Consider the following 26,991-nt stretch of genomic DNA (forward strand, 5'->3'; position numbering starts at 1 on the left):
CAAACTCGCCGGGGTGGGGACGGGACCGACGCGACGGCGCCCCTCCCCGGGTCGGGGAGGGGCGCCGTCGGGCGTCCGGATCAGGCGGTGCCGGGCTGCTGCTGCTTGCCGAGCTGGGGGGTGGCGGCCGGGGTCGGGGCCGCGGTGACCTCGCCCGCGACCGGGGTGCCGTGCAGCGACGCCCGGATCTGCTCCAGGCGGCTCGCCCCGGCCATGTCGGCCGTGGACGCCTGGACCTCCATCATCCGGCCCTGCACCGAGTTCTGGGCCAGCTCGCCCGCACCGAGCGCGTTGGCGTAGCGGCGCTCGATCTTCTCCCGGACCTCCTCCAGCGAGGGGGTGTTGCCCGGGGCGGCGAGCTCGCTCATCTGCCGCAGCGACGCCGCGGCCTGCTCCTGCATCTTCGCCTGCTCGAGCTGGCTGAGCAGCTTCGTGCGCTCGGCGATCTTCTGCTGCAGCATCATCGCGTTGCGCTCGACGGCCTGCTTCGCCTGGCCCGCGGCCTGGATCGACTGGTCGTGCAGCGTCTTCATGTCCTCGACCGACTGCTCCGCGGTGACGAGCTGCGTGGCGAACGCCTGCGCCGACTGCTCGTACTGCCCGGCCTTGACCTCGTCACCGGAGGCACGGGCCTGGTCGGCGAGCACGAGCGCCTGCCGGGCGGAGGCCTGCAGCTTCTCGATGTCGCCGAGCTGGCGGTTGAGCTTCATCTCCAGCTGGCGCTGGTTGCCGATGACGGCGGCGGCCTGCTGCGACAGGGCCTGGTGCTGGCGCTGGGCGTCCTCGATGGCCTGCTGGATCTGGACCTTCGGGTCGGCGTACTCGTCGACCTTCGACGAGAACAGCGCCATGAGGTACTTCCAGGACTTCACGAACGGGTTGGCCATCTCTTCCGCTACCTCCGGGTGCCGTGTACGCGCTGTCCGATCCGGCCGCCGGTGCGCTCCTGCGCCCCATCGTGGCACTGCACACCGCCCGGCTTCCACCGGACGCCGACGATATCGGGGAAGATCCCGACCTCGACGTCGGGGCGGTCCCCGAGATCCAGGTTAGCGCCCCCGGGGATCAGGCGGCGGCGCGCGCGACCGGCTGCGGGAGCGTGATCGGCGCTGTGACCGGCGCCAGCGGCATCCCGACGGGTGCGGCGGGCTCGTCGACCCCGGCGATGCGCAGGTCGGTGTGGCGCAGCCCGACGGGGCGGCGCGACGGGCCCGCGACCTCGAACGCGGCGGCGGCGAGGACCTCCGCGGCGTCGCCGAGGAGGTCGGACAGCGAGAGGTCGAGGGCCTCGCAGATCGCGGCGAGGAGTTCGCTGGAGGCTTCCTTGCGCCCGCGCTCGACCTCGGACAGGTACCCCAGGCTGACCCGCGCGCGCCGGGAGACCTCGCGCAGCGTGCGCCGCCGGTCCGTCCGGGCCCGGCGGAGGCTGCCACCGATCGCCTCTCGCATCAGCACGGCATCCTCCGATCGACGACCACACGGGCGGCCGGGGTCCGGCCGTGGGTCAACCGTACCGAGTTCCCCGCGGATGCGCCCCGGACCGACCGGCCGGGTCGCGTCCGCCCACGGCGAACACGCGCCCGGGTGCGCGTCTCAGGTGGTGGACGCCGACCGCAGGCGCGCGGCGCGCAGGACGTAGTCGAGGCCGGTGACGACGGTGAGCACGACGGCGGCCGCGAGCACCGCCACGCGGACGACGTCGACCGTCGCCGACGCCCCGAGCAGCTCGGTCAGCGGCAGCAGGTAGAGCCCGATCGCGAGCGTCTGCAGGGCGGTCTTGGCCTTGCCGCCGCGGCTGGCCGGGATGACGCCGTGTCGCAGCACCAGCAGCCGCAGCAACGTGACGCCCAGCTCCCGCCCCATGATCACGACGGTGACCCACCACGGGACGATCCCGAGCACCGACAGCCCGATCAGCGCCGAGCCGGTGAGGGCCTTGTCCGCGATCGGGTCGGCGATCGTGCCGAACGTGGTGACCAGCCCGCGGCGGCGCGCGATGTCGCCGTCGAGGCTGTCGGTGATCGAGGCGAGGGCGAACACGCCGAACGCCGTGAGCCGCCAGGTGACGCTCAGGCCGTCGGCGGTGAGCAGTGCGGCGAGGAAGACCGGGACGAGCAGCAGCCGGATGCCGGTGAGGACGTTGGCGATGTTGAGCACCGGCGGCGGACCCGTCGGCCGGGAGGTCACCCCGCGCTCCCCGCACGGGCGAGGTTGCTGCGCGGGATGTGCTCCCCCGCCGAGACGACCAGGTCGGCGCCCTCGGTGCCGACGACGACCGCCTTCACCAGGTCGCCCACCGCGAGCCCGGATCCCCGCTCGAACACGCACTCGCCGTCGACGTCGGGCGCCTGGTGCGCCGCGCGGCCGGTGCACTCGAAGTCGGCGTCCTCGGCCACCTCGACCAGCACCTCGACCTCGGTGCCGATCCGGTCCTCGGCGCGCTGGTCGATCAGCTCGTCGGCGAGCGAGGAGATCCGCGAGACGCGCTCGGCGATCACCTCGGCCGCGACCTTGCCGTCGAGGGACACCGCCTCCGTGCCGTCCTCGTCGGAGTAGCCGAAGATGCCGATCGCGTCGAGCCGCGCCTCGGACAGGAACGCCTCCAGCTCGGCGAACTCCTCGTCGGTCTCGCCGGGGAACCCGACGATGAAGTTGCTGCGGATCCCGGCCTCCGGCGCGAGAGCGCGGATCCGGGCGATCAGGTCGAGGAAGTCGGCGCGCGAGCCGAACCGGCGCATGCGGCGCAGCAGGGTGGGCGCGGCGTGCTGGAAGGACAGGTCGAAGTACGGCGCGACGCCGGGCGTCGAGGCGATGACCTCGATGAGGTCGGGCCGCATCTCGGCGGGCTGCAGGTAGCTGGCCCGGACGCGGTCGATCCCGGGCACCTGCGTCAGCCGCGGCAGCAGCCGGACCAGCGCGCGGGTGCCGCCGGGCAGGTCCTTGCCGTAGGACGTGGAGTTCTCGCTGACGAGGTACAGCTCGCGCACACCCTCCATCCCGAGCCACGCGGCCTCGGCGACGACGTCGTCCGGCGGCCGGGAGACGAACGATCCGCGGAAGGACGGGATCGCGCAGAACGTGCAGCGGCGGTCGCAGCCCGAGGCCAGCTTGAGGTTCGCGACCGGGCCGTCGGTCAGCCGGGCGCGCGGGATCCAGGCGTGGCCGGGCACCTCGACCGACGCCGACGCGGCGGGCCGCTCGACGGGCGAGATCGGCAGCAGCGTGCGGCGGTCGACCGGCACGTGCGGCGCGGGGGCGTGGCCGCCCAGGATGTCGCCGAGGCGGGCGGCCAGGTCGGGGTAGGCGTCGAAGCCGAGCACCGCGTCGGCCTCGGGGAGCTGGTCGGCGAGCTCCTTGCCGTAGCGCTCGGCCAGGCACCCGACGGCGACGACCTTCGCGCCGTCGGCGGCGTCGGAGGCGGCCAGCAGCGTGTCGATGGAGTCCTTCTTCGCCTGCTCGACGAACCCGCAGGTGTTGACCAGGATCACGTCCGCGCCGTCGTCGGCGTCGACCAGTTCCCACCCGCTGTCGGTCAGCCGACCGGCGATCTCCTCCGAGTCGACCTCGTTGCGGGCACAGCCCAGGGTGAGCAGGGCGGCACGACGCGGGGCGGACACTCCCCCAGCCTACGGCGGCGCCCGCGCCGCCTACGCTCACCCGTCATGACGGCCGTTCTCGTGAGGCGGGCGCGCACGTCCGACGTCTCGACGATCAAGCACCTGGTCGACGCGTACGCGGGGCGCGTGCTGCTGGCGAAGGAGATCATCACCCTCTACGAGTCGGTGCCGGAGTTCCTCGTCGCCGAGGTGGACGGCCAGGTCGTCGGCTGCGGCGCACTGCACGTGCTGTGGGAGGACCTCGGCGAGATCCGCACGGTCGCGGTGCACCCGCGGGTGCTGGGCCGGGGTGTCGGGCACGCGCTGGTCCGCGCCCTGATCGACGGGGCTCGCGAGCTGGGCCTGGAGCGGCTGTTCGTGCTGACCTTCGAGAAGCAGTTCTTCTCGCGGCACGGGTTCGCCGAGATCGACGGCACGCCCGTCGAGCCCGACGTGTTCGCCGCGATGCTGCGCTCCTACGACGCCGGCGTCGCGGAGTTCCTCGATCTCGCGCACGTCAAGCCGAACACGCTGGGCAACGTGCGGATGCTGCTGCGGCTGTAGCCTCGGTCGGCATGGAGACGGCGTGGGAGCGCCCGGCGCCCGGCCTGCGGGAGTGGGTGGGGGCCTACACGGGCTACCGCACCGATCCCGGGCCGCCGTCGGTCCACCAGGGCGTGCCGTCGGCGCACCTGACGTTCATCCTCTGCCTCGACGGCAAGGTCGAGATGCTGGCCAACCCCGATCCCGCCCGGCCGCCCGGGGCGTTCGACGCGCTGGTCGCCGGGCTGCACGACGCCCCGGCGCAGATCGCCTCCGGCGCGGCGCAGACGGGGCTGCAGCTGCGGCTGACCTGGCGCGGGACCCGGGCCCTGTTCGGCGTGCCGGCCGGGGAGCTCGCCGGCGACACCGTCGACCTCGCCGCCCTGCTCGGCCGCCGCACCGGGCCGCTGCTGGAACGGCTGGCCGACGCCGGTACGTGGGCGGAGCGGTTCGCCCGCCTGGACACCGCGCTGGCCGGGCTGGTGGGCGACACCGACGGGGTGCGCCCCGAGGTCGGGTACGCCTGGGACCGCCTGCAGGAGACCGGTGGCGCGCTGCGCATCGCCGACCTCGCCCGCGAGGTCGGCTGGAGCCGCCGCCACCTCGCCGACCAGCTGCGCCGCGAGACCGGGCTGGCCCCCAAGGCCGCCGCGCGGGTCATCCGCTTCGAGCGCGCGTGCGACCGCCTGCGCTTCACCGCGGACCCCCTGGCGACGGTGGCGGCCGACTGCGGCTACGTCGACCAGGCCCACCTGTCCCGCGACTTCCGCGACCTCGCCGGGCAGACGGCGACGCAGTGGCTCGGGGAACGCGCCGCCACCGCGCACACCGGGTCCGCTTTCTCCACGACTCCGGGCCGCGCCCGGGGCAGCATCGGGCCATGACCTCCGTACCGTCCGTCTGGCCCACCTTCGTCTGCCGCGACGCCGCCGCCGAGCTCCGGTTCCTCGTCGAGGCGTTCGGGTTCGCCGAGCGCGCCGTCCACCGGGACGGGAGCACGATCGAGCACGCCGAGCTGACCTGGGGCGACGGCGGGGTGATGGTCGGAACGCACCGTCCGGACGACCCGTGCGGCCAACCGCCCGGCGGCGCGTCGGTGCACGTCGTGGTGACCGCCCCGGACGCCCTCTACGACCGCGCCGTCGCCGCGGGGGCGACGGTGCTGCGCCCGATCGAGGACACCGACTACGGCAGCAGGCAGTTCGTCGTCCGCGACCCCGAGGGCAACGTGTGGAGCTTCGGCACCTGGTACGAGTAGGCCTACTGCTGCAGGATCCCCTGCACGTCGAGGGTGATCTCGATCGTCGATCCGACGACGGGAACGCCGCGGGCGAGCATCTGCTGCCAGTTGACGGTGAAGTGCTCGCGGTGCAGCTGCGTGGTGGCCATGCAGCCGGCGCGCAGCCCGTTCCACTCCTGCATGCCCAGGTACGTCGTGTCGAGCTGGACGTCGCTGGTCATGCCGTGCAAGGTCAGCTCGCCGTCGATCAGCCAGCGGTTGCCCCCCGCGCGGGCGAAGCGGTGGCTGGTGAAGTGCAGCTTCGGGAAGTTCTCGACGTCGAGGAAGTCGGCCGAGCGCAGGTGCGTGTCGCGCGCCTCGACGTTGGTGAACACGCTCGCTGCGTCGATCAGCACCTCGACGTGCGAGTCCTCGAAGTTCTCGGCGATCCGGACCTGACCGGAGAACTTCTGGAACTGTCCGTACACCCGCGACATCGCGATGTGCCGGGCGACGAACCGCACCGCCGAGTGGTCGGGGTCGATCTCGTAGATGCCGGGGACCGGGGTCGTAAGCGTCTCGTCGGGCAGCAGCGTGAGCTGGCCGACCGCGTTGTGCGCGCCCCACTCGACGTTGGCCCGCTCGTGCAGGCTCTGGTAGCCGCCCGCCTCGGCGCGGATGCGGTAGTCACCGGGCTGCACGGCGTGCGCGAAGAAGCCGTACGCGTCGGTGTCGGAGTGCGCCACCCGCTTGCTGGACCGGTCGAACACCGAGATCTCGGCCCCGGCCAGCGGCTTGCCGTCGTTGTCGCGGACCTCCCCGGAGAGCAGCCCGCCGGTCAGCGGGATCGGCATGATGGCCTGTCGCGCACCACTCTGCTGCGTGCGTCCACCCCGTCGGCGCTTGCTCCAGAACATGGGGCCCAACATAACAGATCAGCGACATTCGTCACTCTGGGTGAGTGACGATCGCGGCGTCGTCACTCGTGCGGCTCGTCGGGGTCCGCACCGCCGCCCCCGCGCATGAGCCAGATGACGCCGTCGAGCTCGTCGGGCTTGATCAGCACGTCGCGGGCCTTCGACCCCTCCGACGGCCCGACGACCCCGCGCGTCTCCAGCAGGTCCATCAACCGGCCCGCCTTCGCGAACCCGACCCGCAGCTTGCGCTGCAGCATCGACGTCGACCCGAACTGCGAGGTGACGATCAGCTCGGTGGCCTGGATGAGGACGTCGAGGTCGTCGCCGATCTCGGGGTCGACCTCCTTGGCCTCCCCGGCCTTCTGCGCCGTGACGCCCTCGAGGTAGGTCGGCTCGGCCTGGTCCTTGGTGAACGCCACGACCGCGGAGATCTCGTCGTCGTCGACGAACGCGCCCTGCATGCGGACCGGCTTGCTCATCCCCATCGGCAGGTACAGCGCGTCGCCCATGCCGATCAGCTTCTCGGCGCCGGGCTGGTCGAGGATGACCCGCGAGTCCGTCAGCGACGACGTGGCGAACGCCAGGCGCGAGGGCACGTTCGTCTTGATCAGACCGGTGACGACGTCGACCGACGGGCGCTGCGTCGCGAGGACCAGGTGGATACCGGCGGCGCGCGCCTTCTGGGTGATCCGGACGACCGCGTCCTCGACGTCGCGCGGCGCGGTCATCATCAGGTCGGCCAGCTCGTCGACGATGCACAGGATGTAGGGGTAGGGCCGGTACACGCGCTCGCTGCCCAGCGGGGCGGTGATGTCGCCCGAGCGCACCTTGCGGTTGAACTCGTCGACGTGGCGGACCTTGTTGACCTGCATGTCCTGGTAGCGCTGCTCCATCTCCTCCACCAGCCAGGCGAGTGCGGCCGCCGCCTTCTTGGGCTGGGTGATGATGGGCGTGATGAGGTGCGGGATGCCCTCGTAGGGCGTCAGTTCCACCATCTTGGGGTCGATGAGGATCATCCGGACCTCGTCCGGGGTGGCCCGGGACAGCAGCGAGACCAGCATCGAGTTGACGAAGCTCGACTTGCCGGAGCCCGTCGACCCCGCGACGAGCAGGTGCGGCATCTTCGCCAGGTTCGCGGTGAGGAAGTGGCCCTCGATGTCCTTGCCCAGCCCGACGACGAGCGGGTGCTGCTCGGCGCGCGCGGTGCCGGAGCGCAGGACGTCACCCAGGCGCACCATCTCGCGGTCGGTGTTGGGCACCTCGATGCCGACGGCCGACTTGCCCGGGATCGGCGCCAGGATCCGCACGTTGTCGGTCGCGACGGCGTAGGAGATGTTCTTCGTCAGCTGGGTGATCTTCTCGACCTTGACGGCCGGGCCGAGCTCGATCTCGTAGCGGGTGACGGTCGGGCCGCGGGTGAAGCCGGTGACCTGCGCGTCGATCGAGAACTGCTCCAGCACGCCGGTGATCCGCTCGATCATCGCGTCGTTGGCGCTGCTGCGGGTCTTGGGGACCGGGCCGGTCGGCAGGATGTCGGCGGGCGGCAGGACGTAGGGCGGCTCGCCCTCGCGGTCGTTCACGGTGAGGCGCAGCTGCTCCCCGACCGGGCCGTCCGGCTCGTCGACGACGGGTGGGGTGGCGACGATCGCGGTCGGCGGGCGGCGGCGGGTCGGCCGGGGCGGCGGCTCGTCCGCCGGCGGCTCGTCCGGGACCGGCACGACCTCCGCGTCGATGACGACGGGGTCCTCGCCCAGCTCGTCGCGCACCACGTCGGCGACCTTCGCCTGGCGCCGGCGCGACGGGCGGCGCAGCGGGGACGTCTCGGCCTCGATGACGGGGTCGGGGACGATCTCCCCGGAGTCGGACCCTGCGTCGGCCTCGTCGGCCTCGGGCTCGACGGCCCGGCCGAGCAGGCGCCGGACGCGGTCGGGCACCGCGCGGACGGGCGTGGCGGTGAGGACGAGGAATGCGTAGCCGGTGAGCAGGACGAGCACGGGGGCGGCGACCCAGGCGGTGAGGCCGGTCGCCAGCGGGGTGGCCGCGAGGTAGCCGACGGCCCCTCCCCCGGACGCCCAGGTCTCGGGCTCGACGGGCGAGCCGGACACCAGGTGCACCAGTCCGAGCCCGCCCAGAGCCAGCAGCAGCGACCCGACGGCGACGCGCGGGCGCGAGTCGGGCTGCGGCCCGGTGGCCACCAGCACGATGCCCGCGACGAGAAGGATCACCGGGAGCAGGTAGGCCCCGCGGCCGATGACCGAGCCGATCGCGCCGGAGAGCCACTGCCCGACCGGCCCGCCCGCACCGAACCACACGCCCGCCGCCGTGACGACGGCGAGCACGAGGAGGGCGACGCCGAGGCCGTCACGGCGGTGGGCGGGGTCGATCTCGCGGGTGCGCCCGACGGCCCGGCCGGTGGCACGGCCCAGGCGGGCCATGCCCCGGCCGGTCGCGTCGATGCCCTTGTCGAGCAGGTCGCGCCGCGGCGGCGGCTTGCGGGCCGCCGGCTTGCGTGCGGCGGGCTTGCGTGCGGCGGGCTTGCGTGCGGCGGGCTTGCGGGGGGACGACGCTCGCGCCGTGCTGCCGGTCGTCGTCCGTCCTGCCATGGGCCCACGGTATCGGCCCGGGCCCCATGATCCGGTGACCGACGCACCTCCGCGGCCCGCTCGCTCCCGGTCACACCGGGAGCGGAGGGGTCACCGCCGTGAACGTGCCGCCGGGCAGCCACGTGTCGGTGGGGTGCCGGTGGTCCCCCGGCATGACCGAGACCTGCACCGCGGTGAAGATCCGGGGCCCGCTCTCCGGCCCGCCGCCCCACGCTGCGAGGCCCGCGGGAGACGCGAGCGCGGTGATGCCGCGCGCCCGCAGGTCGGCGACGTAGCGCTGCCCCTGCTCGGCCCGCGGGTCGAACACGAGTGCCGTGACGGCACCGGTCTGGCGCCCCAGTACCGGACCGGTGGCCAGCCACGGCGCCGTGTAGGTGCCGTGCACCGACGACAGACCCAGCGCCTCGTCGGTCAGTCGCGCGCCGGCGGTCTCCCAGCCGGCGACGACCAGGATCGCGCCGGTGGTGTCGATCGCGTCGGTCAGCGGCAGCCCGTGCTCGGCCGCGGCGGCCGTCACGACCCCGGCCGCCGCCGTCGAGCGGGGCGAGCCGTCGTCGATCACGTGCAGGGCGGGGGCGGCCCGCTGCGCCAGGAACCGCACCGTCGCGCGGAGGGTCGCGGCGTCGGAGTCGGTGAGCGCGGCGTCCGGACAGGCCCCGGGGAGCACTCCCCCGCCGACCACCGCACCCAGCACCGCGCTGAGGCACTCGGGGCCGTCCGGGCCGGTCAGGCCGGCCACGAGAGCGGCCGGGGCGGGGTCGACCCCGGGCTGCAGCCGCAGCACGGCCCGCCCGGTCCCGGCCGTGACGACGAGTTCCTCCGCACCAGCGGGGATGTCGACGACCGCCCACGAGCCGGGCGACCCGCTCCGGGTCCGCGTCGCGACACCGTCGACGGTGGCCCCGGCCGCGCCGACGTAGACGAGGTTGGGGCCCGGACGCTGCGGCACCACCGCGACGGGGACCGCGAGGTCGCCGAGCGCGACCGTGCGCAGCAGCGGCGCACCGCGGTCCGGGAGCGCGACCGCCGGCAGCGCGACGAGCGTGGTGAGGACGACGATCGCTGCGCCGCCCGCACCGACGGCCGCGGGGAGGACCCACCGGCCGGCGGCGGCCCGGGCGAGCACCCAGCCCAACGCGGCGGCCACGGTGAGCACCAGCCCGACCGCGAGGATGATCCCGTTCGCCGAGCGGAGGGTCGCGGCGTCGAGCCGGGATCCCGACTGCACCGCCCCGACCAGCGCCGACACCACGGCGGTGGCGATCGCGAGCACCGCGAGCGGGGTGCGGGCGCGCAGCTCGGCCCGCCGGTCGGCGGCACCGGCCACGGTGGCCGGGACGCCGAGCCCGAGCACCGCGGCGAGCACGGACACCGCGGGGGCGGGACCGATCGCGAGACCGGTCTCGACGACGACGAGCGCCGTCAGCAGCGCACCCGCGACCACCGTGACGGGCCGGGACGTGCGCGTGAGCAGCACTGCGACCGCGACGACCGCGGCCGTGCGCGGCACCGCGGTGAGCGCACCCGTGCCGCCGCCGAGCCAGCCCAGGGCCAGCACGGCGACCGCGTACCCCGCGCCGGCCTCCGCGGCGATCGCCGTCCGGCGGGTGGGCGTGGCCGGGCCGCGCAGCAACGCGATCCCGGCCACCAGTGCCCCGGCCAGCAGACCGGTCACCCCGAGGGTGGCGGCCAGTGGCGCGGTCAGGAACGAGACCGCCGCGCCGCCGTCGACGTGATGGGGCGAGGCCGCACCCGTCAGCAGCGCCACGACCAGGGGAACGGCGCCCCGGAGGGCGGGCCCGGTCAGGCCCGCCCTCCGGTCGGTGACGCGGCCGTCAGCGGACGTCGCCACCGGCCACCACGAAGATCATCGAGTGCGGCTTGGCGTTGCCGGTCTCGCCGTGCGGCCACTCGAGCCGGTTGAAGTCGACGCAGGTGCCGCCGCGGGCCTCGTCGCGGAAGTCCTCGTCGACCGTCATCACGCCGTCCTCGACGTCGGCGATGCAGACCCGGTGGTTGCCGTCGATCCCGGTGCGCGCCACGAAGTAGTTCGAGTACGCGATCCGGTCGACGTCCGTGGTCTCGCTGTAGGTGCCGTCACCGTTGGCCACGTAGTTGTCCAGGGCGCCCCAGTGCGGGCCGCCGGACGTCGTGTCGGTCACCTCGAGCACGTCGACGAGAGCCGGGCAGTCGGCCTCCTCGCCGCCCTCGGCGACCTCGAGGATGGTGTCGATGGAGCAGTCCGGCGAGTCGCCGGCGGCGATCAGGGCCTGGATGTCCAGGGTGTAGATCATCTTGGTGGTGCCCTGGTCCTCGGGGAACTGCGCACCCGGGCCACGGCCGATGACGGCGTGGTAGAGGTACTTGTCGTCCAGCGAGGTCTGCACCCAGCCGCCGCCGTCGCATCCACCGCCCTCGATCACGTCGGGGTCGACGGACAGCGCCGCGGTCGTGTTGTCGAAGACCTCGCGCCACGCCGGCTCCGGCGCGGTGATGTCGGGGGCGTAGAAGATCGCGCCACCGCACATCGACTCGGCGAACGCACCCTTGTTCTCGGGCAGGTTCGTCACCGTCGTCTCCATGATCGCCTGGTTCTCCTCGTGAGCCGGGTTGGTCTCACGACGGGGACCGTCGGGCAGCTTGGTGACGTTGCGGACCACCGGGTTGTTGCGGTCGCTGATGTCCCAGGTGCGGACGGTCGGGCGGCACAGCTTGTGGTCCGGCGCCTTCACCGGGTCCAGGATGATGTTGCGCGGCTCGCAGTAGTCACTGGTGACCATGGTGTCGAGGTCCTCGCGGACCTGGATGCCGTGCGGGTTCGCGCAGGTGGCCGTGGGCAGGGCCGGCAGGTTGTGGCAGTCCTCGGGGAACTCCGCGGTCGGCAGTGCCGCCGGGACCTCCGCGAGGGTGCGGCCCTGCTCGTCCAGGCGGACGACCGAGCCGGGGCTGCCCGCGAAGCCGTTGCCGACCCGGACCTCGCCGTTGGTGTACGTGCAGGGGCCGGGGACGTCCGGGCCGCCCATGTACGTGCCGTAGGCGGTGCCGTCCTGGAGTACCCAGTAGGCGTCGGGCACCGATCCGCAGGGGGTGTCGACCGGGTTGCTGACGCCCGAGAGCTCCAGCAGCGGGAGCTTGTCGGTGTCGAACACGTAGGTGATGTCGGAGAACAGGCCACCGGCGTAGATGTTGTCGCCCGCCGTGTGGATGTACTGCATGTGGTGCGGCTCGTTCTCCGGCAGCGGGCCGAGCGTCACGGTGTTGACGACCTTGCCGTAGGTCGCCGAGTCCGCGTCGGCGTCGATGACGGCGAGGAAGTCCTGACCCGGGAGGTCGGTCGGCAGCTCGGAGAGCTCCTTGACCGCGCCGACGGCCAGCGGGGTGTCGGCGATGTCCTGGCCCGAGGTGTCGGCGACGTTCTCGTCACCGGCCCAGACGACGATGTACTCCTTGCCCTCGTGGCCGGGTTCACCGACCGGGACGGCACCGGGGATGTCGACGAGGTGGTTGGTCGCGGTGAACAGCGAGCCGACGCTGTCGTGGACCTCGGAGGTGATGGTGTGGATCGGGGAGTCGGCGGTGGCCTGGCCGGCCAGCGCGGTGCCACCCGCGAGCAGCGGTATGGCGACGGCGACGGCGGTGAGGCGTCGTCGCCGGGTGTTCAGGGGGGACAAGCGGTTCTCCTGGGGAGCGGGGAGCGAACGGGGAGCCGGCACGGCCGCGCGCGCGCAGGCGAGCGCCCCCGCACATGGCACGGGAGCGTCTCGGCGCCTGCTTCAGCACGCGGCCGGGCTACACCACTCGTCGAAGACGCCGGCGCGGCGGCCGGTCCAGAAGGGTTCGAGCACGGGCAACGGGGGCTCCGGGAGCGAGGGTGCGGTCGACAGGGTCAGCGGGGAACGGACATCCCCGGACACAGTCCGTCGAAGGCGTTCTGGCGACGAGTCACCCAGAAGACCTCGAGGTCGACATTCAGCACATCCGACCTAACGGACTGGGCCGTTCGGTGGATGCGACCTGAGGACCAACTGATCGTTTGCTGAGAGCCGTCTGAGAAACGTCCGGACAGTGCCGCCCGTCCGGACCAGCGGTTCCCGGTCAGCGGTACCGCGTCAGCACCATCCACGTGGTTGTCCGGACCGTCTCGCGCCAGCCCTGCACCCGGTCCAGCAGCGCGTCGAGCTGCCCGGCGGTCGGCGCGGTGACCAGCACGATGAGGTCGTACTCCCCCGTCACCGACTCGATCTCGACGAACTCCGGCAGCGCGGTGAGGCGGGCGACGTACCCGGCGACGTCGGTCGTGCGCAGGACGATGCCGACGCGGGCGCGATGCGCGGTCGCGGCGCCGGGCAGGACGACGTCGGCGTGGTAGCCGCGCAGCACGCCGTCGCGCTCGAGGCGCTGGACCCGGGCGAGCACGGCGGTGCGGGACAGCCCGACCGCCCGGCCGAGGTCGGCCATCGTGGCCCGCGCATCGGCCTCCAGGAGGGCGAGCAGGCGGCGGTCCAGGTCGTCGGGCTGACGATCCGTCGGTGGCACGGACCACATCGTGGCACTTCGCCCGCTCATGCCGACGGTCGGTGTCGTGCCCCGTCAGGACCACCTCGGGACACTGGACGGATGACTCCCGACGACGTCCACGAGACCCTGCGTCGACACCTGCTCGTCGACGGCTTCGACCTCGTCCTCGACACCCGCGCGTCCCGGGGGTCCTGGATCGTCGACGCCCGCGACGGCACCCGCTACCTCGACCTGTTCAGCTTCTTCGCCTCCGCGCCGCTGGGGCTCAACCACCCCGCGCTCGCCGACGACCCGGTGTTCCTCGCCGAGCTGACCGACGCCGCGGTGAACAAGCCGTCGAACTCCGACGTCTACACCGTCGCGATGGCGCGCTTCGTCGAGACGTTCGCCCGGGTCGTCGGGGATCCCGCGCTGCCGCACCTGTTCTTCGTCGAGGGCGGGGCGGCGGCCGTCGAGAACGCGCTGAAGACGGCGTTCGACTGGAAGCGGCGGCACAACGCGGCGCACGGGCGACCCGCGCATCTCGGCACGAAGGTGCTGCACCTGACGCGCGCGTTCCACGGCCGCAGCGGCTACACGATGTCGCTCACCACCACCGACCCGGTCAAGACCGCGCTGTTCCCGACGTTCGACTGGCCGCGGATCGACGTGCCCGCCGCCCACTTCCCCGGCGACGTCCGGCTCGCCGAGGCCGGTGCGCTGGAGCAGGCCCGTGCGGCGTTCGCGGCGCACCCGCACGACATCGCGTGCTTCGTCGCGGAGCCGATCCAGGGCGAGGGCGGGGACAACCACCTGCGGTCCGGTTTCCTTCGGGCGATGCAGGCGCTCTGCGTCGAGCACGATGCCCTGCTGGTCCTGGACGAGGTGCAGACCGGCGGCGGCATGACCGGTACCGCGTGGGCCTACCAGCAGCTCGGCGTCTCCCCCGACGTCGTCGCGTTCGGCAAGAAGCTGCAGGTCTGCGGTGTGATGGCGGGTGGCCGGGTGGACGAGGTGCCCGACAACGTCTTCGCGGTGTCGAGCCGGATCAACTCGACGTGGGGCGGCAACCTCACCGACATGGTGCGGTCGCGGCGCCACCTGGAGGTGATCGAGGCCGACGGGCTGATCCCCCGCGCCGCGGTGCTGGGCGAGTACCTGCTCGCGGCACTGGCCGGGGTGCCCGGCCTGTCGTCGGTCCGCGGCCGCGGGCTGTTCTGCGCGGCCGACCTGCCGACACCCGCCGCACGCGACGCCGTGCTGCACCATCTGCTGCACGGGGAGCACGTGCTGATGCTGGGCAGCGGGGAGCGCTCGGTCCGCTTCCGCCCGGCGTTGACGATCACCGCCGAGGAGCTCGACCTCGCGGTGGCGGCCCTGACCCGCGCGGTCGCGGCGACGACCGGGCCGGCGGTGGCGGCCTGAGCGCCCCACCCGGACCGCAGCGGGGTGGCCCTGCTGCGGTCCGGTCGCAGCGGTCTCACCCTGCTGCGGTCGGGACGAGCGTGTTCTGCCGGGCCGCCACCCACCAGCGGCCGCCGCGGCGCGCCAGCACGTGGAGCGCCGTCATGGCGCGGACGACGTCGAGCGGTGCGCCGTCGGCGTCCGCGGCGCCGGCGTCCTTGTCGGCGAGCACCACGTCCGGCCCGACCTGGGTGACGTCGACGACCTCGTAGCGGGCGTGCGGCCCGGCGAACGCGGCGCTGGCCGCGGCGAGCACGGCGTCGCGCCCCGCACACGAGCGCCCGCCGCCGCGTTGCAGTGGGGTGGCTTCACTCCAACCGGGTTGGAGTAGAGCCACCCCACTGCAACGGGGAGAGCGCGGGCGGGGCGCCGGTGGGCCCCGGGTCAGTGACCGAGCGCTCGGGACAGGGAGGCCGCGATGACGCTGGGGCGGCGGGTCAGGCGCTCCTCCCCGTCGGCCAGCGTCATCAGCCGCAGGCCGGCGTTGACCAGCAGCCAGCGCAGCGGCTCCGGCTCCCAGCGCCGCGACCGGTGCCCGACCCACGGCAGGCCCATGACCGGGTCGTCGTGGCCGAGGATCAGGGCGGCGAGGGTGCGGCCGGCGAGGTGGGAGGTGCCGACGCCGTCGCCGACGTACCCGCCGGCCCAGCCCAGGCCGTCGGAGTAGCCGACGCCCGCGTGCCAGTCGCGCGGGATGCCCAGCGGGCCGCCCCAGGCGTGGGTGAAGTCGTCCGGCTCCAGGGCCGGGAACAGGTCGGTGGCCGCGGTGCGCAGCCCGGCGAAGACCCGGTCGTCGGTGTCGAACTCCGGGCGGATGCGCGAGCGCCAGTGGTAGGGGGCGCCGCGGCCGCCGAACACGAGCCGGTCGTCGGCGGTGCGCTGGCCGTAGACGATCAGGTGGCGGTGGTCGGTGAACGTCTGCCCGCCTGCGAGCCCGGCGACGTCCCAGAACGACGCGGGCAGCGGCCGGGTGGCGACGATCAGCGAGTACACCGGCGCGACCGAGCGCGGCGCCAGGCCCGAGTTCCACGCCTCGGCGGCCCGCACGACCGCCCCGGCCGTCACGACGCCGCGGTCGGTGACGACCCGGCGCGGCCCGACCGACAGCGCCCTCGTGCCCTCCGCGATCCGCCCGCCGCGGCGCTGCACGGCCCGGGCGAGCCCGCGCACCAGCCGCGCCGGCTGCACCCGCGCGCAGTCGGGCGTGACCGTCGCCCCGAGCACGCCCGACGCCCCGACCAGCGCGGAGGCCTGCGCGGCGTCGACCCACCCGTCGTCGCGCCGGGCCCGGGTGACCTGTGCGGCGGTGCGGGCGAGCGTGACCGTGCCGCCCTTCACCCAGTCGCAGGCGATGCCCTCCTCGGCGACCGCGGCGCCCACGTCGTCGACGGTGGCGCGCATCGCCGCACCCATCGCCTCCGCCGCACCGGCGCCGTGCCGGCGCTCCAGCGCGGCGGGACCCGCGGGGAACAGGGCCGAACACCAGCCGCCGTTGCGCCCGCTCGCTCCGAACCCGGCGATCTCCCGCTCCACGACGACCACGCGCAGGCCGGGGTCGGCGCGCAGCAGCGCGTGCGCGGTCCACAGCCCGGTGTAGCCGGCGCCGACGATGCAGACGTCGGCGTCGGCGTCGCCGTCGAGGGGCGGGCGGGGTTCGAGCAGGTCGCCGTCGCCGACGACCTGCTCGAACCACAGGTTCATCAGACGGCGATGACCGTGGGGACGATCATCGGACGGCGGCGGTAGGTCTCCCCCACCCACTTCCCGACGACCCGGCGCACCTGCTGGGCCACGCGGTGGGTGTCGACGATCCCGTCGCTCTGGGTGCGGGCCAGCTCCTGCTCGACGATCGGCAGGACGGCCTCCAGCGCCTTCGGGTCCTCGGAGAACCCGCGCCCGGACAGCGTCGGCGGCGCGACGGCCCGGCCGGTCGTGGAGTCGATGGCGACGGTGATGGAGATGAACCCGCCCTCGCCGAGGACCAGGCGGTCGGCCAGCGTGGGCTGCTCGATGTCGCCGGTGGCGACGCCGTCGACGTAGGCGCGGCCCACCTCGACCCGCCCGGAGATGACCGCGCGGCCGTCGACCAGGTCGACGGTGATCCCGTTCTCGGTGACGACGATCGCGTCGTGCGCGACGCCCGTCTGCTCCGCCAGCTCGGCGTTGGCCCGCAGGTGGCGCCACTCGCCGTGCACCGGCATCACGTTGCTCGGCCGCACCGCGTTGTAGAGGAACAGCAGCTCACCGGCGTAGGCGTGCCCGGAGACGTGCACGTTGGCGTTGCGGTTGTCGATCACCTGGATGCCGGCCCGGCGCAGGCGGTTGACCACGCTGAACACCGCGTGCTCGTTGCCCGGGATGAGCGAGCTGGACAGGATCACGGTGTCGGTCGACCGCATCTGGAACGTGCGGTGCTCGCCGCGGGCGATGCGCGAGAGCGCCGCCATCGGCTCGCCCTGCGAGCCGGTGCACACGACCAGCACCTGGTCGTCGGGCAGGTCGTCGACGTCGTCGATCGCGACCATCGTGCCCTCGGGCACGTGGAGCAGGCCGAGGTCGGTGGCGATCTCCATGTTGCGCAGCATCGAGCGGCCCAGCAGGCAGATCCGCCGGCCGTGGGCCACCGCGCCGTCGACGATCTGCTGCACCCGGTAGACGTTGCTCGCGAAGCACGCGACGAACGCGCGACCGTCGGCCTTGCCGATCGCGGCCGCGAGGTTCGGGCCCAGCGACGCCTCCGACGGCGAGACCCCGGGGGTGTCGGCGTTCGTGGAGTCACACAGGAACAGGTCGACGCCCTCGTCACCGAGCCGGGAGAACCCGGGGAGGTCGGTGAGCCGCCCGTCGAGCGGGCGCTGGTCGAGCTTGATGTCGCCGGTGTGCAGGATCACGCCCGCGGGCGTGCGGATGGCGACGGCGAGGCACTGCGGGATGGAGTGGCTGACCGCGAAGTACTCGCACTCGAAGCTGCCGTGCGTGAGCCGGTCGCCCTCGTTGACGACGAGCATGTGCGGGGTGAGGCGGTGCTCCCTGCACTTCGCCGCCACCAGCGCGAGCGTGAACGGCGAGCCGACGACCAGCAGGTCGGGCCGCTGGCGCAGCAGGAACGGCACCGCACCGATGTGGTCCTCGTGGCCGTGGGTGAGCACGAGCGCGTCGATGTCGCCGAGGCGGTCGAGGATCGGGCGGAAGTCGGGCAGGATCAGGTCGACGCCGGGTGCGTCGGCGTCGGGGAACAGCACCCCGGCGTCGACGACGAGCAGGCGGCCGTCGTACTCGAAGACGGTCATGTTGCGGCCGATCTCGCCGATACCGCCCAGGGTGAGCACGCGCAATGCGCCCTCGGGCAGCGGGCCCGGGGGCTCGGTGGGCAGGCCGGGCAGGGTGGCCTCGACGACGGCGACGGGGGGACGGGGCTGGTCGCGCCGGGGCGGGCGGGACCGACGGTCGGACCGGTTGCGGTCGGACCGTGCAGAAGGACGGCTCAAGGAACTCCTCAGATCAGAAAGTGGGGTGGTGCTTCATCAGCGGTAGGCGACCTCGGCCCCGAGGTCGGCGGAGGCCCGGGCGCCGAGCGCCCCGTGGCCTCCGGAACGGCGGCCCGCGCGGGCCTCCGCGTCGAGCGCGACGCCCGCGGCGTCGAGATCGGAGACGATGGCGGCCACCTCGGCCTCGGTGGCGGGCGGCAGCGGCAGCCGCGGGTCGCCGACGTCGAGACCGCGCAGGCGCATCGCCGTCTTCGCGAACACGGCCCCGCCGACGCGCCCCATCGCGCGCAGCACCGGCAGCATCGAGGCGTTGAGCTGGCGGGCCCGCTCGGTCTGCCCGGCCTCGTACGCGTCGAGCATGGCACGCAGGCGGTCGGCCACGACGTGCCCGGTGACCGACACCATCCCCACCGCGCCGACCGAGAGCCACGGCAGGTTCACCGGGTCGTCGCCGGAGTAGTACGCCAGCGTGGTGGTGGCGATGATCTCGGTGCCGATGCGCAGGTCGTTGCGGGCGTCCTTGACGGCGACGATCCGCGGGTGCTGCGCGAGGCGCTGCAGCGTCTCCAGGTCGATCGGGATGACGCTGCGCGGCGGGATGTCGTAGAGCATCACCGGCAACCCGGTGGCATCCGCGATCGCGGTGAAGTGCAGCACCAGGCCCGACTGCGGCGGCCGTGAGTAGTACGGCGTGACCAGCAGCAACCCGTGGGCGCCCGCGGCCTCGGCGGCCTGCGCGAGGTGGATGCTGTGCGCGGTGTCGTAGGTGCCCGCCCCGGCCACGACGGTGGCGCGGTCGCCCACCGCCTCGACCACGGCCCGCACCAGCGCGGCCTTCTCCTCGTCGCTGGTGGTGGGGCCCTCACCGGTCGTGCCGTTGACCACCAGGCCGTCGTTGCCCAGGTCGACCAGGCGGGTGGCCAGCTCCTGCGCGGTATCGAGATCCAGGCGCCCCTCGGCGTCGAACGGCGTGACCATGGCCGTGAGCACGCGACCGAACGGGCGGCCCGGCGTACGCGCGGAGTCGGAGGTCATGGGTCGACGGTACCGCCCCACCCCGACACGACCCGCCGCGCCAGCGGTCAGAGGCCGCGCGAGGCCCCGGCCAGTGCGGCGACGTCGGCGGGAGAACCCTCCAGCTCGACGCGCGCGGCGTCGCGGCCGAACGCGTGCAGCACCAGTTCGCCCGGCTCGCCGACGATCGTGACGAGGCCGGGACCGGTGCGGAGCACGTGCTGCTCGCCCGAGCCGCGCCGCACGACCAGACCGACCGGGCTCGCGCGGTGCAGGACCCGGCCCATCTTCAGCAGCAGGGCCCAGAGCTGGGCGTCGCGCGTCGGGTCGGCCGGGCGCGGCTCCCAGCCGGGCACCCCGCGGCGCACGTCCTCGTGGTGGACGAAGAACTCCGCGCCGTTGGCCAGGTCGTCGACGGCGCCGACGCGGTACGGCGACCAGACGGGCGCGCCGTCGCGCAGCTCGCCGACCATCTGCTCCCACGGCGTGTCGGCGTAGGACCCCATCGCGCGGTCGACGATCGGGGCGAGCGCGGCGATCAGGATGCCGGGGGCCGCCCACGGCTTGCGCTCGCGGACCAGGAGGTGCGCCAGCAGGTCGCGGGTGTCCCAGTCCCCGCACAGGGTGGGGCGGTCCGGGCCGACCCGCTCGAACTCGTCGCAGATCGCCGCACGCTCGTCGGTGGCCAGGCTCATGTCACGACCCTACGCACGGCCCGACGGTCGCCGTGACACCGCGGTGCGAGGACCCGGGCAGCTCGACGCGCCGACCGTCGTCGCCGCACCAGCTCGGGCTCACCAGGAGGTGGTCGATCCGGCCGAGCAGCGGCAGCCACTTGCCCACCGACGTGGGGCCGCCCCAGCCCTCGAGCGCGACGTCGGAGAGCCCGGCCCCGCCGGTGAGCGCGCGGTAGTCGCGCCCGCGGTCGGTGCTGTTGAGGTCGCCGACGAGGACCACCGGCATCGTCTCCGCGCGCACGCGCCCGGCCACGGCCGCGGCGAGCGCGTAGTGCTCGGGCACCGAGACCTCGTAGTCCTCGGGGTCGCCGCCGAACCACGGCCGCGGGACGTGCAGCGCGTAGACGACGAACGGGCCGCCGGGGCCCTGGACCAGGACCCGCATGCCCGGCAGGTCCGGCCCCGCGTCCTGCAGGACCCGGAGCGGGTACCGGCTGAACACGCCGAGCGGCGAGTTCTCCGGCCCGCCGACGACGGTGTGCGGGTACTCCTCGCCGAAGTCCTCCTCGGTGTCGGGGGCGAGCTCGGCTGCCACCACCACGTCGGCGCCGAGATCGATCATCGCGGGCGTCGGGGTGTCCTGGTAGTCGACGTTGCCGCCGAGGACCGTGACGCCGCGCCCGGCGACCGGCCCCGTCGGGGACGGCAACCACGGACCCACGATCGCGACGACGGCCACCAGCAGCGTCGACAGCCCGAACAGCGCGGCACGCCCGCGCCGCACCCGAGAACCGGGGACGAGCGCGACCACCCCGGCCACCCCCACCACCCCGGCGGCGAGCAGCGGCATCGCGATGGCGACGACGTCGGCCGCCGGGCCCGTGTCGCGCAGGGCGAACCACGCCCACGGAAGCGCCGCGACCAGCACGGTGACGGCGACACCCCCCACCGCGGGGGTGCGCTCCCGCTGCTCGGCCACGTCGGTGGCCCGTTCCGCCCGGCCCCCGCTCAGCCTTCTGCGACGAACGGACTGGACGCGATCTCGGTGCCGTCGTCGAGCGTGGCGATCTCGAAGTCGCGGAACACGTTGGGCACTTCACGGTGCAGCTGGCGCAGGCACTCGATCGCCAGGGCGCGGATCTCGACGTCGGCGTGTTCGGTGGCGCGCATCGCGATGAAGTGCCGCCACGCGCGGTAGTTGCCGGTGACGACGATCCGCGTCTCGGTGGCGTTGGGCAGGATCGCCCGGGCCGCCTGGCGGGCCTGCTTGCGGCGCAGCGTGGCGTTCGGGACGTCGGCGAAGCGCTTCTCCAGCCCCTCCAGCAGCTCCTCGTAGGCCTTCACCGAGGCCGCGGTGGCGTCGGCGAAGAGCTGGTGCAGCTCCGGGTCGGCCGCGATGACCTCGGGCTCGACCATCGACGCGTCGCGTTCGGGGACGTAGCGCTGGGAGAGCTGGCTGTAGGAGAAGTGCCGGTGCCGGATGAGCTCGTGGGTGAGGCTGCGCGAGACGCCCGTGAGGTAGAAGCTCACCGACCCGTGCTCGAGCACCGACAGGTGGCCGACCTCGAGGATGTGCTCCAGGTAGCCGGCGTTGGTGGCCGTCCTCGGGTTCGGCTTGCCCCAGGACTGGTAGCAGGCGCGGCCGGCGAACTCGGCGAGCGCCTGGCCCCCGTCGGCGTCGGTGCTCCACGGCACGTCCGGAGGGGCCGTGAACTCCGTCTTGGCCACCAGCTGGACGGTGAGCGGCACGGTCTCGGGCATGGCGGCAGCGTAACCGGGGCCCCCGACACCCTCGGATGACATCACCGGATTCCTTGACTGGTGTCAGAAGTGACGTCATGGTGGTGTCATGGACATCAGCCAGTACGTCACCCGGCTGCGCGAGGATCTCGCGTCCGCCGCCGCGGCCGGCGACGAGCAGACGCAGCGCACCGCCGCCCTGCTCGGCGCCGCGATCGAGCCCGCGGCGCGGCTCGCGATGATGAACGCGCTCTCCGACCTCGCCGCCGAGGTCACCGCGGCGCTCGGCGACCGCACCGTCGACGTCCGGCTCGACGGCCGCGACGTCCGCGTCGTCGTCTCGCCCGACACGCACCCCGCGCCGGAGCCCGAGCCCGCGTTCCGGGGCCTCGGGGGCGGGGGGTTCGGCGGCGCCGACGCCGGCGACATCAGCCGCATCACGCTGCGCCTCGTCGAGCAGATCAAGAACCAGGCCGAGCAGGCCGCGTCGTCGCAGGGGGTGTCGCTCAACTCGTGGGTGGCGCAGGCCGTGCAGGGGGCGTTGCACGGCGGCAACCAGGGCGGCGGGTCCCGCAAGGGCCGCGACGGCCACCGGATCCAGGGATGGGTGCAGGGATGAGCGACTTCGTGGACTTCACCAAGGACCACTTCCCGGAGGAGGGCGCAGCCGCCGGGCCGGGCGTCCGGCAGCAGTCCTGGCCGTCCGACCGGCCCGCGGAGTTGGAGCTATCCATCGACGTCGGGCGCATCCGCGTCGAGCTCGGGTCCGGCGACGAGGTGCGCGTCGAGGTCCGGCACGACCCGAACGCGGGCGGTGCGGTCGCCCAGGGCATCGGCGGTCTGATGAGCTGGCTGGGCACCGGCGGTTCCGGGTTCGGCATCGACCCCGACCAGCTCGTCGCCGACGCCGTGCGCGCCGCGGAGATCACCTGGTCCGACGGCGGGCGGCGGCTCGTCGTGCGCTCGTCGCAGGAGCTCCCGCTGCGGGTCGTGCCGCTCGCGGTCACGGTCAGCGCGCCCGCGGGGTCGCGGCTCGCCGCCCGCACCGGGTCCGGTGACGTCACGGTCGGCGGCACCGCCGGCTGGGCCGCGGTGCGCACCGGGTCGGGTCGCGTCGAGCTGGGCCCCGTCGACGGCGACGCCGATGTCACGACCGGCTCCGGCGACGTCGAGCTCGGTGCGGTGGCCGGGCGCGGGCGCGTGCGCACCGGGTCGGGCGGCGTGCGGATCGCCGCGGTGCGCGGCACGACCGAGGTGCGCGCGAGCAGCGGCGACGTCGACGTGCTGGAGGTGGCGGCCGACCTCGCCGTGCGCACCGGCTCCGGCACCGTCTCCGTGCGCGACGCCCGCTCGGGCACCCTCGACCTCACCACCGGCTCCGGCGACCTCCGCGTCGGCGTGCACGGCGGCGTCCACGCCCGGCTCGACCTGTCGTCGGGCTCGGGACGGGCGGTCAGCGAGCTCGACGTGGGTGCCGTGGCCCCGGCCGAGTCCGGCCCGCTGACGGTGAAGGGCCGCACGGGCAGCGGTGACGTACTGGTGACGCGGGCGACGGTCTCCGCCTGACCCCTCAGCGCAAGGCGGTGGTGAGGGGGCCGGCGAGGTCGCCGCGCTCCCCCACCACCACCGCGTCCAGCTCCAACCACCCCGCCATCTCGCGCAGGGCTCCGGCCAGCTCGGACACCGCGCGGGCCACGTCGGTGCCCGGCTCGGCGAACGCCCCGGGCACCCGGAGCACCCCGGCCGCGCGGTCGGCCTTGACGTCGACGCGGGCGACCAGCTCGCCGTCGAGCAGGAACGGGAACACGTAGTAGCCGTACTCGCGCTTCGCCTCGGGCACGTAGATCTCGATGCGGTAGCGGAAGCCGAAGATGCGCTCGGTGCGGTCGCGCTCCCAGATCAGGGGGTCGAACGGGCAGAGCAGGGCGCGGCCGGTGACCTGCCGCGGCACCTTCGCCCCCGGCAGCCGGTACGCCTGCTTCGACCAGCCCCGCACCCGCACCGGGGCCAGTGCCCCGGAGTCGACCAGCTCCGCCACCGCCCGCTGGCTGGTGGCGGGCCCGAGGCGGTAGTAGTCGCGCAGGTCGGGCTCGGTGGCCACCCCGAGCGCCGACGCCGACCGCAGCACGAGCGTGCGCGCCGACTGCTCCGGGTCGGCCGGTCGCGCGGCGAGCACCTCGGGCGGCAGGACGCGCTCGGGCAGGTCGTAGAGGCGCTGGAAGTGCCTGCGGGTGCCGGTGGTCAGCTCCCCGATGCCGAACAGGTACTCGCAGATCCGCTTCACGTCGGAACGCTCCCACCAGGTGGCCCCCGGCGGGCGCGGGCGCGAGGAGCCCCTCAGCACCGTCTCCAGCTCCCCCGCCCCGACCGGGCCCAGGTCCTTCACCGCGGCCAACACGTCGTCGACGAGGCCGGGGTCGGCCTCCACGAGTGCGCCGTAGTGCCGCCACCAGCCGCTGCGCTTGGCACCGGAGTGCAGCAGCGGCCAGTCGGCCACCGGCAGCAGGCTCGCCTCGTGCGCCCAGTGCTCGACGAGCAGCCGGGGCCGCCGCGCCGAGTGCGACCACGCCGCGTCGTCGAGCAGCGGGCGGGCGTAGGGACCGAGCCGGCTGAACACCGGCATGTAGTGCGCGCGCACCGCCACGTTGACCGAGTCGAGCTGGAGCAGCCGGACGCGGTCGAGCACCCGCTGCAGGTGGCGGCGGGTGACGGGGCCGGTCGGGACCGGGTCGGTGAAGCCCTGCGCGGCGAGCACCATCCGCCGCGCGGCCGGTGCCCCGATCGTCTCCGTCGTCATGCCCGCGATCGTGCCACCGACCCCTGACGGTTTCCGGCGGGCCGGTCTCAGGCGGGTTGGACCACGTGCCGCGACGCCGACCGTTCCGAGGCGATCACCAGCCCCACCGACAGCACCACGATCCCGCCGCCGACCAGCTGCAGCACCGAGTACCGCTCACCCACCACCAGCGCTCCGAGGATCACCGCGATGACCGGGTTGACGTAGGCGTAGGTCGCGACCGTCGACACCGGCAGCGACGCCAGCGCGTAGGCGTACGCGCTGAACGCCCCGAGCGACACGACGACCGCCATGTAGGCCCACGCCCACCACGCGACGGGCGAGACGGCGGCGACGTCGAGCCGGTCGCCCTTGACCAGGCTGACCGTCAGCAGCACCGCGCCGCCGACCAGCATCTGCACCGCGGCCAACGCGAACGGGTTGGGCGGCGCGGGCAGCCGGGTCGTCGCGAACGTTCCCGTCGCCCAGCCCAGCCCGGCGAGCAGGATCAGCCACGGGCCCCACCAGGCACTGCCCACCGTGCCGCCGGTACCCGTCGAGCCCGACAGCACCAGCAGCGCGAGCCCGGCCACCCCGACCGCGACGCCGCCGACGGTCGCCGCCCGCGGCCGGTCGCCGGTGACCGCACGCAGCGCGACGATGTGGAGCGGCACCGCCGCGATGAGCAGGGCGGCGAGCCCGGAGGACACCTGCTGCTGCCCGAGCGTGACGATCCCGTTGCCCCACGCCGGGAGCAGGAGGCCCGACAGTGCCGTGGTGGCGAGCTGCGGGCGCGTCATCCGCAGCGCGGACGGGCCCGCCACCAGCGCGACGACGATCGCGAGCAGCCCGCCACCGACGAGGAACCGCACGCCGCCGGAGAACAGCGGCGGGATGTCGGTGATGATCAGGCGGTTGGCGAGGTAGGTCGACCCCCACAGGACGTAGACCACCCCGAGGGCGGCCCAGGCGACGCGGCGGGTATGCACCGGGGTGACGTTGCCATGGCGAACTACCCCCTGTCGCGTGGGATCCGGGTCGCGTGGGATCCGGGTCGCGTGGGATCCGGGTCGTGCCGGATCGCGGGCCTGGGGTATCCATGCGACATGGCCATCGCCGCGGTCCGTGCCGCCACGCCCGCCGACGTCGACGAGATCGTGCGCATCCAGGGAGACACCTGGGAGGCCGCGTACTCCACGTTCGTCCCCGCTTCCGCCGTGGACGCACTGCGGTCGGACGGGGCACGCGATGCGTGGGCCTCCGCCGTCGACGCCGACGCCGCGCACGTGCTGGTCGCGACGGAGGGCGACTGGACCGTCGGCTTCCTCGCCGCCGCCGCCATGCCGCCGGAGGGCGCCGCGACCCCGGACCAGGCGTGGGGCGAGATCGGCGCGCTGCTCGTGGAGCCCCGCTGGGGTCGTCGCGGGCACGCCGGCCGGCTCCTGGCCACCGCGGCGGAGCGGCTGCGCGGCGCGGGCGCCCTGTACGGCCTGGCCTGGGTACCGGAGCCCGACGAGGCGTCGCGCCGGTTCTACGCCCGCGCCGGCTGGGAGGCCGACGGCGGCGTCCGCGGCCTCGACACCGGCGCCGGCACCCTGCGCGAGATCCGGCTGACGGGCTCGCTGGACCTCAAGCTCGACTAGGAGCGCACCGCGCAGACCCGCGGCCATCGCGCAGGCCGCCGGAGCCCTGCGCGGTGACCAGGAGGTCTGCGACGTCCTAGAGGCCGAGGAGGCTCTCCAGACCGACGGTCAACCCCGGGTGGTCGCGCACCCCGCGGACCGCGAGCACGACGCCGGGCATGAACCCGGCGCGGTCGATCGAGTCGTGGCGCAGTGTCAGCGTCTCCCCCGCCATCCCGAAGATCACCTCCTGGTGCGCGACGAGCCCGGGCATCCGGATCGAGTGCACGTGCACGCCGTCGACGACGGCGCCGCGTGCCCCGTCGAGCTCGCTGGTCGTGGCGTCCGGTACCGGGCCCAGACCCTCGCGCGCGGCGGCGATCCGCGACGCCGTGCTGACGGCCGTGCCGGACGGGGCGTCGACCTTGCGCTCGTGGTGCAGTTCGATGATCTCGACGGACTCGAAGAAGCGGGCGGCCTGCTCCGCGAACCGCATCATCAGCACCGCCCCGACGCCGAAGTTCGGGGCGACGAGGACGTGCCCGTCGCGCGCGGAGAGCCAGGAGCGGACCGTGTCGAGCTTGTCGGCGCCGAACCCGCTGGTCCCGACGACGGCGGCGATGTCGTGGTCGACGCAGAACGCGACGTTGTCGAGCGCGACCCCGGGGTGGGTGAAGTCGACCGCCACCTGCGCGCCGTGGTCGGTGAGCAGCGTCAACGGGTCGCCCTCGTCGATCTGCGCCACCAGCTCCAGCCCGTCGGCCGCGGTCACCGCCCGGCACACCTCGGCACCCATCCGCCCGCGCGCACCCAGCACGCCCACCCTGATCGTCAT

At 74.1% G+C, this 26,991-nt stretch carries 26 protein-coding genes; 7 read left to right on the top strand and 19 right to left on the bottom strand.

Going from position 1 to position 26,991, the window contains the following annotated elements; translation table 11 throughout:
- Positions 1-80 precede the first annotated feature (80 nt).
- From I4I81_RS14390 to rimO, 4 genes are all read right to left on the bottom strand, one after another.
- Entirely contained in the window at positions 81-887 is an 807-nt protein-coding gene (locus tag I4I81_RS14390; RefSeq protein ID WP_218604907.1) for a PspA/IM30 family protein, read from the bottom strand.
- Between the two features lie 178 nt (positions 888-1,065).
- A complete protein-coding gene (locus I4I81_RS14395; protein WP_218604906.1) occupies positions 1,066-1,449 on the bottom strand; it encodes a helix-turn-helix domain-containing protein in 384 nt (127 codons plus the stop codon).
- A 144-nt stretch (positions 1,450-1,593) separates the two neighbouring features.
- A complete protein-coding gene (pgsA, locus tag I4I81_RS14400) occupies positions 1,594-2,187 on the bottom strand; it encodes a CDP-diacylglycerol--glycerol-3-phosphate 3-phosphatidyltransferase (protein WP_218604905.1) in 594 nt (197 codons plus the stop codon).
- A complete protein-coding gene (rimO, locus tag I4I81_RS14405) occupies positions 2,184-3,617 on the bottom strand; it encodes a 30S ribosomal protein S12 methylthiotransferase RimO (protein WP_218604904.1) in 1,434 nt (477 codons plus the stop codon). Before rimO ends, pgsA begins: the two co-directional genes overlap by 4 nt.
- Positions 3,618-3,662: 45 nt before the next feature.
- Between rimO and I4I81_RS14410 the strand changes: the two genes are divergently transcribed.
- From I4I81_RS14410 to I4I81_RS14420, 3 genes are read left to right on the top strand one after another with little or no spacing between them, the layout of a single operon-like run.
- Positions 3,663-4,160, top strand: a complete 498-nt coding sequence (locus tag I4I81_RS14410; protein WP_218604903.1) for an amino-acid N-acetyltransferase — start codon at positions 3,663-3,665, stop codon at positions 4,158-4,160.
- Between the two features lie 11 nt (positions 4,161-4,171).
- Entirely contained in the window at positions 4,172-5,023 is an 852-nt protein-coding gene (locus I4I81_RS14415) for a helix-turn-helix domain-containing protein (RefSeq protein WP_218604902.1), read from the top strand.
- Positions 5,020-5,397 (top strand): VOC family protein, encoded by a 378-nt coding sequence (locus tag I4I81_RS14420; protein ID WP_218604901.1) that lies wholly within the window; start codon positions 5,020-5,022, stop codon positions 5,395-5,397. The genes I4I81_RS14415 and I4I81_RS14420 overlap by 4 nt, the downstream gene beginning before the upstream one ends.
- 2 nt (positions 5,398-5,399) lie before the next feature.
- Here the strand turns inward: I4I81_RS14420 and I4I81_RS14425 are convergent, their stop codons facing one another.
- The 5 genes from I4I81_RS14425 to I4I81_RS14445 form a co-directional block, all read right to left on the bottom strand.
- Positions 5,400-6,275, bottom strand: coding sequence for a YceI family protein (locus I4I81_RS14425; RefSeq protein WP_225924581.1), 876 nt, complete (start codon positions 6,273-6,275; stop codon positions 5,400-5,402).
- A gap of 62 nt (positions 6,276-6,337) precedes the next feature.
- Positions 6,338-8,878, bottom strand: coding sequence for an FtsK/SpoIIIE family DNA translocase (locus tag I4I81_RS14430; protein WP_218616101.1), 2,541 nt, complete (start codon positions 8,876-8,878; stop codon positions 6,338-6,340).
- Between the two features lie 70 nt (positions 8,879-8,948).
- Entirely contained in the window at positions 8,949-10,730 is a 1,782-nt protein-coding gene (locus I4I81_RS14435; protein WP_218604186.1) for a hypothetical protein, read from the bottom strand.
- Positions 10,714-12,549 carry a selenium-binding family protein gene (locus I4I81_RS14440; RefSeq protein ID WP_225924582.1) on the bottom strand — a complete coding sequence of 612 codons (1,836 nt, stop codon included), beginning with the start codon at positions 12,547-12,549 and terminating at the stop codon, positions 10,714-10,716. Before I4I81_RS14440 ends, I4I81_RS14435 begins: the two co-directional genes overlap by 17 nt.
- 424 nt (positions 12,550-12,973) lie before the next feature.
- Entirely contained in the window at positions 12,974-13,414 is a 441-nt protein-coding gene (locus I4I81_RS14445; protein WP_218604185.1) for an Lrp/AsnC family transcriptional regulator, read from the bottom strand.
- A gap of 81 nt (positions 13,415-13,495) precedes the next feature.
- Between I4I81_RS14445 and lat the strand changes: the two genes are divergently transcribed.
- Positions 13,496-14,800, top strand: a complete 1,305-nt coding sequence (gene lat, locus I4I81_RS14450; RefSeq protein WP_218604184.1) for an L-lysine 6-transaminase — start codon at positions 13,496-13,498, stop codon at positions 14,798-14,800.
- 55 nt (positions 14,801-14,855) lie between these two features.
- On the opposite strand, the gene I4I81_RS14455 is transcribed toward lat, so the two are convergent.
- The 7 genes from I4I81_RS14455 to thyX form a co-directional block, all read right to left on the bottom strand.
- Complete coding sequence (locus I4I81_RS14455; RefSeq protein ID WP_218604183.1) at positions 14,856-15,095, bottom strand: hypothetical protein; 240 nt, start codon at positions 15,093-15,095, stop codon at positions 14,856-14,858.
- Between the two features lie 128 nt (positions 15,096-15,223).
- The gene (locus I4I81_RS14460; protein WP_218604182.1) at positions 15,224-16,540 is read right to left on the bottom strand and encodes an NAD(P)/FAD-dependent oxidoreductase; all 1,317 of its coding nucleotides are present in this window, start codon (positions 16,538-16,540) and stop codon (positions 15,224-15,226) included.
- Positions 16,540-18,222: a ribonuclease J gene (locus I4I81_RS14465; protein WP_372478401.1), complete on the bottom strand. Its 1,683-nt coding sequence runs from the start codon at positions 18,220-18,222 to the stop codon at positions 16,540-16,542. The genes I4I81_RS14460 and I4I81_RS14465 overlap by 1 nt, the downstream gene beginning before the upstream one ends.
- A 141-nt stretch (positions 18,223-18,363) precedes the next feature.
- Complete coding sequence (gene dapA / locus I4I81_RS14470) at positions 18,364-19,362, bottom strand: 4-hydroxy-tetrahydrodipicolinate synthase (RefSeq protein WP_218601590.1); 999 nt, start codon at positions 19,360-19,362, stop codon at positions 18,364-18,366.
- A gap of 47 nt (positions 19,363-19,409) precedes the next feature.
- Entirely contained in the window at positions 19,410-20,036 is a 627-nt protein-coding gene (locus I4I81_RS14475; protein WP_218601589.1) for a TIGR03085 family metal-binding protein, read from the bottom strand.
- Position 20,037: 1 nt separating this feature from the next.
- Entirely contained in the window at positions 20,038-20,997 is a 960-nt protein-coding gene (locus I4I81_RS14480) for an endonuclease/exonuclease/phosphatase family protein (protein WP_218601588.1), read from the bottom strand.
- Positions 20,998-21,026: 29 nt separating this feature from the next.
- Positions 21,027-21,779 carry an FAD-dependent thymidylate synthase gene (gene thyX / locus I4I81_RS14485; protein WP_218601587.1) on the bottom strand — a complete coding sequence of 251 codons (753 nt, stop codon included), beginning with the start codon at positions 21,777-21,779 and terminating at the stop codon, positions 21,027-21,029.
- A gap of 88 nt (positions 21,780-21,867) precedes the next feature.
- Here thyX and I4I81_RS14490 point away from each other — a divergent pair, with 88 nt between their 5' ends.
- Entirely contained in the window at positions 21,868-22,377 is a 510-nt protein-coding gene (locus I4I81_RS14490) for a toxin-antitoxin system HicB family antitoxin (RefSeq protein ID WP_218601586.1), read from the top strand.
- Positions 22,374-23,324: a DUF4097 family beta strand repeat-containing protein gene (locus tag I4I81_RS31175; protein ID WP_267460790.1), complete on the top strand. Its 951-nt coding sequence runs from the start codon at positions 22,374-22,376 to the stop codon at positions 23,322-23,324. Before I4I81_RS14490 ends, I4I81_RS31175 begins: the two co-directional genes overlap by 4 nt.
- 4 nt (positions 23,325-23,328) lie before the next feature.
- Here the strand turns inward: I4I81_RS31175 and I4I81_RS14500 are convergent, their stop codons facing one another.
- Complete coding sequence (locus I4I81_RS14500; RefSeq protein WP_218601585.1) at positions 23,329-24,555, bottom strand: winged helix-turn-helix domain-containing protein; 1,227 nt, start codon at positions 24,553-24,555, stop codon at positions 23,329-23,331.
- A gap of 47 nt (positions 24,556-24,602) precedes the next feature.
- Positions 24,603-25,523, bottom strand: a complete 921-nt coding sequence (locus tag I4I81_RS14505; RefSeq protein ID WP_218601584.1) for an EamA family transporter — start codon at positions 25,521-25,523, stop codon at positions 24,603-24,605.
- Between the two features lie 117 nt (positions 25,524-25,640).
- Between I4I81_RS14505 and I4I81_RS14510 the strand changes: the two genes are divergently transcribed.
- The gene (locus I4I81_RS14510; RefSeq protein ID WP_218601583.1) at positions 25,641-26,177 is read left to right on the top strand and encodes a GNAT family N-acetyltransferase; all 537 of its coding nucleotides are present in this window, start codon (positions 25,641-25,643) and stop codon (positions 26,175-26,177) included.
- Positions 26,178-26,253: 76 nt separating this feature from the next.
- Here I4I81_RS14510 and dapB read toward each other — a convergent pair whose 3' ends face one another.
- Positions 26,254-26,991, bottom strand: coding sequence for a 4-hydroxy-tetrahydrodipicolinate reductase (gene dapB / locus I4I81_RS14515; protein ID WP_218601582.1), 738 nt, complete (start codon positions 26,989-26,991; stop codon positions 26,254-26,256).

This window comes from Pseudonocardia abyssalis, from assembly GCF_019263705.2.
Classification (GTDB): Bacteria; Actinomycetota; Actinomycetes; order Mycobacteriales; family Pseudonocardiaceae; genus Pseudonocardia; species Pseudonocardia abyssalis.

Excerpts from the sequence above, each read along its gene's own strand:
- I4I81_RS14390 (WP_218604907.1), bottom strand. The coding sequence starts at position 887 with ATGGCCAACCCGTTCGTGAAGTCCTGGAAGTACCTCATGGCGCTGTTC.
- I4I81_RS14395 (WP_218604906.1), bottom strand. The coding sequence starts at position 1,449 with ATGCGAGAGGCGATCGGTGGCAGCCTCCGCCGGGCCCGGACGGACCGG.
- I4I81_RS14410 (WP_218604903.1), top strand. The coding sequence starts at position 3,663 with ATGACGGCCGTTCTCGTGAGGCGGGCGCGCACGTCCGACGTCTCGACG.
- I4I81_RS14415 (WP_218604902.1), top strand. The coding sequence starts at position 4,172 with ATGGAGACGGCGTGGGAGCGCCCGGCGCCCGGCCTGCGGGAGTGGGTG.
- I4I81_RS14420 (WP_218604901.1), top strand. The coding sequence starts at position 5,020 with ATGACCTCCGTACCGTCCGTCTGGCCCACCTTCGTCTGCCGCGACGCC.
- I4I81_RS14425 (WP_225924581.1), bottom strand. The coding sequence starts at position 6,275 with ATGTTCTGGAGCAAGCGCCGACGGGGTGGACGCACGCAGCAGAGTGGT.
- I4I81_RS14430 (WP_218616101.1), bottom strand. The coding sequence starts at position 8,878 with ATGGCAGGACGGACGACGACCGGCAGCACGGCGCGAGCGTCGTCCCCC.
- lat (WP_218604184.1), top strand. The coding sequence starts at position 13,496 with ATGACTCCCGACGACGTCCACGAGACCCTGCGTCGACACCTGCTCGTC.
- I4I81_RS14460 (WP_218604182.1), bottom strand. The coding sequence starts at position 16,540 with ATGAACCTGTGGTTCGAGCAGGTCGTCGGCGACGGCGACCTGCTCGAA.
- dapA (WP_218601590.1), bottom strand. The coding sequence starts at position 19,362 with ATGACCTCCGACTCCGCGCGTACGCCGGGCCGCCCGTTCGGTCGCGTG.
- I4I81_RS14475 (WP_218601589.1), bottom strand. The coding sequence starts at position 20,036 with ATGAGCCTGGCCACCGACGAGCGTGCGGCGATCTGCGACGAGTTCGAG.
- thyX (WP_218601587.1), bottom strand. The coding sequence starts at position 21,779 with ATGCCCGAGACCGTGCCGCTCACCGTCCAGCTGGTGGCCAAGACGGAG.
- I4I81_RS14490 (WP_218601586.1), top strand. The coding sequence starts at position 21,868 with ATGGACATCAGCCAGTACGTCACCCGGCTGCGCGAGGATCTCGCGTCC.
- I4I81_RS31175 (WP_267460790.1), top strand. The coding sequence starts at position 22,374 with ATGAGCGACTTCGTGGACTTCACCAAGGACCACTTCCCGGAGGAGGGC.
- I4I81_RS14500 (WP_218601585.1), bottom strand. The coding sequence starts at position 24,555 with ATGACGACGGAGACGATCGGGGCACCGGCCGCGCGGCGGATGGTGCTC.
- I4I81_RS14510 (WP_218601583.1), top strand. The coding sequence starts at position 25,641 with ATGGCCATCGCCGCGGTCCGTGCCGCCACGCCCGCCGACGTCGACGAG.
- dapB (WP_218601582.1), bottom strand. The coding sequence starts at position 26,991 with ATGACGATCAGGGTGGGCGTGCTGGGTGCGCGCGGGCGGATGGGTGCC.